General features: G+C 64.1%; 5 protein-coding genes and 1 pseudogene. 1 reads left to right on the top strand and 5 read right to left on the bottom strand.

Features of this window, described 5'->3' with window-relative positions; translation table 11 throughout:
* Positions 1-9: 9 nt before the first annotated feature.
* The 4 genes from WAN71_RS05895 to WAN71_RS05880 form a co-directional block, all read right to left on the bottom strand.
* Positions 10-495, bottom strand: a complete 486-nt coding sequence (locus WAN71_RS05895) for a peroxynitrite isomerase (protein WP_422224437.1) — start codon at positions 493-495, stop codon at positions 10-12.
* 23 nt (positions 496-518) lie between these two features.
* The gene (locus WAN71_RS05890; RefSeq protein ID WP_422224436.1) at positions 519-1,727 is read right to left on the bottom strand and encodes an FAD-dependent oxidoreductase; all 1,209 of its coding nucleotides are present in this window, start codon (positions 1,725-1,727) and stop codon (positions 519-521) included.
* A gap of 19 nt (positions 1,728-1,746) precedes the next feature.
* Positions 1,747-2,211, bottom strand: a complete 465-nt coding sequence (gene nrdR / locus WAN71_RS05885; RefSeq protein WP_422224435.1) for a transcriptional regulator NrdR — start codon at positions 2,209-2,211, stop codon at positions 1,747-1,749.
* A gap of 127 nt (positions 2,212-2,338) precedes the next feature.
* Positions 2,339-2,821, bottom strand: a complete 483-nt coding sequence (locus tag WAN71_RS05880) for a LysM peptidoglycan-binding domain-containing protein (RefSeq protein ID WP_422224434.1) — start codon at positions 2,819-2,821, stop codon at positions 2,339-2,341.
* Between the two features lie 219 nt (positions 2,822-3,040).
* Here WAN71_RS05880 and lexA point away from each other — a divergent pair, with 219 nt between their 5' ends.
* Complete coding sequence (lexA, locus tag WAN71_RS05875; RefSeq protein WP_422224433.1) at positions 3,041-3,739, top strand: transcriptional repressor LexA; 699 nt, start codon at positions 3,041-3,043, stop codon at positions 3,737-3,739.
* 19 nt (positions 3,740-3,758) lie between these two features.
* On the opposite strand, the pseudogene WAN71_RS05870 reads toward lexA, so the two are convergent.
* Positions 3,759-4,444, bottom strand: a pseudogene (locus WAN71_RS05870) (hypothetical protein); the annotation flags it as partial.

The raw sequence follows: 4,444 nt of genomic DNA, 5'->3' as shown, positions 1-4,444 counted from the left end.
GAGCGACGCTCAGCCTTTGCGGTGCAATACCGCCGCGAGGTGGTGTTGCAGCGGTTGTCCGACCGCACCCATCTGCAGCGAATACGACAGTTCGTCGCCGTCGACTCGGAGGCTGCGGCCCAGTGCGGTCACCTCTTTGGCGGTCGGTGTCAGGCCGATGTTTGCGGTGGTCATATCGAGCTCGATCGTCGTGCCGTCGACCGTGTATGTGCCAACCTCGATTTCGGTGATGCCGCTTGGATGTGCGAGCACCAGTTCAACGTGACCGGGTCGCGGTACCCGAAGATATCCCGTCTCGGCATGCAGCGGCTTGCCGTCGGTTGCGGCCCTGGTTTTTTGCCCGTAGACCAAAAACGGCTTGCCCACATGGGAAAACGCGACTTCCTCGAGGTAGTCGAACGGCTCGATTGTGGGGTATGCCCCAGACCCGCGACCCTGCCAGATACCGAGCAGCGGAGCGAGCGCCTGCAAGTCGGGGTGCAGGTCAGGCAGCATCCCGCCAGCCTATCTGGTGCGCACTAGGCAGCGTGTACGTCCGACGTGCGGACGTGCTCCGGGCGGAAACCCCGGCCGACAACAATCGGCGGGATGAACTGCAGCGGGCCGCGACCGACGAACTTCGGGATGTGTACCGGCGACAGGTCACCGGTCAAATTGGGCTCGACTGCCCGGTCCTGGATGAATACCTGGCCGGCCTGGATGATCCGGGCCGGCCACTCGCGCCGGCGCTGCACCTTGGCGAGGTCGGCATCTGTCAACCGACCTTCGCGCAACGGAGCACAAAGGATGTTGGCCGCGGCCACCGCATCCGCGACAGCGAGATTGATACCGACTCCCCCAGCCGGTGACATCGCATGTGCAGCATCGCCAATACAGAGCAGCCCAGTACGCCACCAAGTCTTGAGCCGATCCACCCGCACATCGAGCTGGCTGGTGTCGTCCCAGGAGTGCAAATCGTTGACGTGTTCGCGCAACTTGGGCTGCGCAGACACCAGACGCTCCTTGAACGCCTCCAGTGAGCCCTCTCGCGGGTTCTGACCCTTCGGCATGACATCCGCGACCTGCCAGTAGTCGCCCCGGTAGATCATGGCCATCAGCAACCCCTTACGGACTATCGCAAAGGGTTCTTCAGGATCGCCCGGGCGCCACTTCAGCCGGAACCACAAGACGTCAATCGGGGATTGCGCGCTGGCGATCTCCAACCCGGCCGCAGCGCGCACCGCCGATGCGCGCCCGTCGGCGCCGACCACCAGCTCGGCACGCACTTCCAGTTCCGGCGTTCGCGCCCCGACGACCCGGCCGCCCTCGACGATCAAATCCTTGACTTCCGCGTTGCGGATCAAGGTGAATTCCGGGTAGGCACTTGCCTTTTCGGCGAGAAAGTCCAGGAAGTCCCACTGCGGCATCAATGCGACGTAAGGCTGTTTGAAGTTCAGCCATTTGAGCGCGCTGAAGTTACCGAAAGTGCGAAGTGAGCCGTCGGTGTCGAACGCAACTCGCGTGATCTTGGTGTGCGGCAGACGCAGCAATTCATCAATGAACCCCAGCTCGTCCATGATCCGCAGGGTGGTCGGATGCACAGTGTCACCGCGGAAGTCGCGCAGGAAATCGTTGTGCTTCTCCAAGACGACGACCTGGATCCCGGCCCGGGCCAGCAGCAACGCATGAACCAAGCCCGCAGGACCGCCACCGGCAACGCAGACCTGGGTTTGCAGGGCTCGAGTCATGGGCCGACCCTACCCGCGGTCAACCGGGAGCAGACACCTTGCGGTGGGCACGCAGCGCCTGGATCTCGCGCTCGAAATCGTCTGCCGACGAAAAGGACCGGTATACCGAGGCGAATCGCAGATAGGCCACCTCGTCGAGGTCTCGCAGTGGACCAAGGATCGCCAGCCCGACCTCGTGGCTCGGGACTTCCGGTGACCCACTGGCTCGTACCGCGTCTTCGACCTGCTGGGCCAACAGATTCAACGCATCGTCGTCGACTTGGCGGCCCTGGCAGGCCCGACGCACACCGCTGATGACCTTCTCGCGACTGAACGGTTCGGTGACACCGCTGCGCTTGACGACGGCCAGCACAGCGGTCTCCACGGTGGTGAATCGCCGCCCACACTCCGGGCAGGACCTGCGGCGTCGGATGGCCTGACCCTCGTCGGTCTCCCGAGAGTCGACGACTCGCGAATCGGGATTGCGACAGAACGGACAGTGCATGACCGCTCCTTCGCCGCGCCGACAACGGGATGTCTCAGACCATCCCGAGCGTACCTGCGCACTCCCCCACGGATCTAGCGTCATGAGAGGTCGCGCCCGGCAGTCGCGGCCGTGCACGGCGGAGCCGTCAGCCCACCGGTGCGATCAGCGTCTGACCGGCGGTCACCGTTCCGGAGTCGAGATCGTTGAGTTCGCGGATGCGCGCCGCGACCTCGCCGGTCGGCGCATCGGGTGCTACCCGGGCCGCCAGGCGGTGCAGAGTCTCCCCTGGCTCGACTCGCACCACGGCGAGCCGGTCGGGCAGGTGGCCCGCCGTCTGGTCGGAGCCGCCACGCAGCATGTCACCGAAGTGCGCCACCAGTCCGAGCCACACGGTGATCAGCGCGGCGAGCAGGGCCAGCACCACCGTGGTCGCCGGTGTAATCGGACGAGGGCGATGTGGCGCCGTCGACATCAGCACTCCGGTGCCGCGGTAACGCGGGGGCGCAGTTACCGGTCTCGACGGCTGCGGACCCCGGCCTCCGGACCGGTCGCTGCGGCCGGCCGGACGCACCTGGACCGGCCGGCAACGGATCGGCGCGTTCGGTGAGATCGTCTCGATGGGCATCATGTGCGTTCCTCCGCTCAGTTGGTACTCGATCACTCGATCACTTGTTCGAAGCATAATCGATAATGTGTTCGAATTCCGAACATGTGATCGAACTGTTGCACACGCAGCAGACGTTAGGGCACGGCACTGACAACTTTTGCGGCCGCGGCAGCGGCAACACGCCGACACGCCTCGAACACATGTTTGATATTGCGGCTGAATGCGGCTACATTCGTCCATATGAGCGACACCGATACCCCGGACGCCGACCCTGGCCGCAGCGCGCGATCTGCGGATTCCGGGCTCACTGAGCGGCAGCGCACGATTTTGGACGTCATCCGCGCCTCGGTCAACAGTCGCGGATATCCGCCGAGCATCCGGGAAATCGGCGATGCCGTAGGTCTGACGTCGACATCCTCAGTGGCTCACCAATTGCGCACACTCGAGCGCAAGGGCTATATCCGCCGTGACGCCAACCGCCCGCGCGCTGTCGATGTGCGCGGCGCCGACGACAACGTGAAACCGGCGGTCCTCACCGATGTCTCGGGCTCGGACGCACTACCGGAACCTACCTTTGTTCCAGTGTTGGGGCGCATCGCGGCGGGCGGTCCGATCCTTGCCGAGGAAGCCGTCGAAGATGTCTTTCCGCTGCCACGGGAACTCGTCGGCGAGGGCGCGCTATTCCTGCTCAGGGTGGTCGGTGATTCGATGGTCGACGCCGCGATCTGCGATGGCGACTGGGTCGTGGTGCGTCAGCAAAACGTGGCCGACAACGGCGACATCGTGGCGGCGATGATCGACGGCGAGGCCACCGTCAAGACCTTCAAGCGCACCGGCGGTCAAGTGTGGCTGATGCCGCACAACCCGGCCTTCGACCCCATTCCGGGCAACCATGCTGCCGTGCTCGGCAAGGTCGTCACGGTGATCCGCAAGATCTGACTACTGCGGCCCGGTCGGTCTATTGCGCCTTGTTGAACCCGTTCGCTTGCGCGATTTCTTCGCTGACGAACCAGATTTCGGCAAGCGTGTCCTCGTAGAGTGCGCTATCGGGCATGTAATAGAGGCCGAAGCTGGCGTTGGCTTTGACGGGGTATCCGTCGGGCACCTGGTACGGATCGTCTAGCGGTAGGTGAATTGTTAGCTGGCCAGGCACAATTGGGGTAGCCGCAGCGAAGTGAGTGGTGTCTTCTTCGGGGTCCGCGGCTGCATGTCGCCCGCCCCGAACTTCGCTCGGTGTTGGGATTCGTGTCGGAGCCGTGTCCACGGCGTCTGGATCTTCCTCGAAGTGCTCTTCCTCAAAGTGCTCTTCGTCGAAATGCTCTTCGTCGAAATGCGCTGCGTCGAAATGCTCGTCCAAGTCTTCGTCTAAGTCGGAAAACTCTGCGGGCCTTTCGATTTCGTCGGACAGCGGCTCGTCAAGCAAATCGGCACGCCCCGGCGGCCTCCAGTCGCTGACCGGCTGACTTGGCAGACGCACCGTCCGCGGACGCAGCGGCGCCCGATAGCCGTCGGACAATCTTGACGACGCGAGATCGCTGTCGACGTCCGGTGACCACTGTGAAACAGATTCGGTGACCGCGTCATAGCCGCTGTCGTAGCCCGCCTCCTCGCCACCGCTGGGTTCGGCGACCGCGGTGTCACGCC

Source organism: Mycobacterium sp. (assembly GCF_049280035.1).
Classification (GTDB): domain Bacteria; phylum Actinomycetota; class Actinomycetes; order Mycobacteriales; family Mycobacteriaceae; genus Mycobacterium.
This window is presented reverse-complemented; position numbering and strand designations above follow the sequence as displayed.

What these genes read in the sequence shown, in the direction of transcription:
- WAN71_RS05895 (WP_422224437.1), bottom strand. Translation starts at nt 495, where the DNA reads ATGCTGCCTGACCTGCACCCCGACTTGCAGGCGCTCGCTCCGCTGCTC.
- WAN71_RS05890 (WP_422224436.1), bottom strand. Translation starts at nt 1,727, where the DNA reads ATGACTCGAGCCCTGCAAACCCAGGTCTGCGTTGCCGGTGGCGGTCCT.
- nrdR (WP_422224435.1), bottom strand. Translation starts at nt 2,211, where the DNA reads ATGCACTGTCCGTTCTGTCGCAATCCCGATTCGCGAGTCGTCGACTCT.
- WAN71_RS05880 (WP_422224434.1), bottom strand. Translation starts at nt 2,821, where the DNA reads ATGATGCCCATCGAGACGATCTCACCGAACGCGCCGATCCGTTGCCGG.
- lexA (WP_422224433.1), top strand. Translation starts at nt 3,041, where the DNA reads ATGAGCGACACCGATACCCCGGACGCCGACCCTGGCCGCAGCGCGCGA.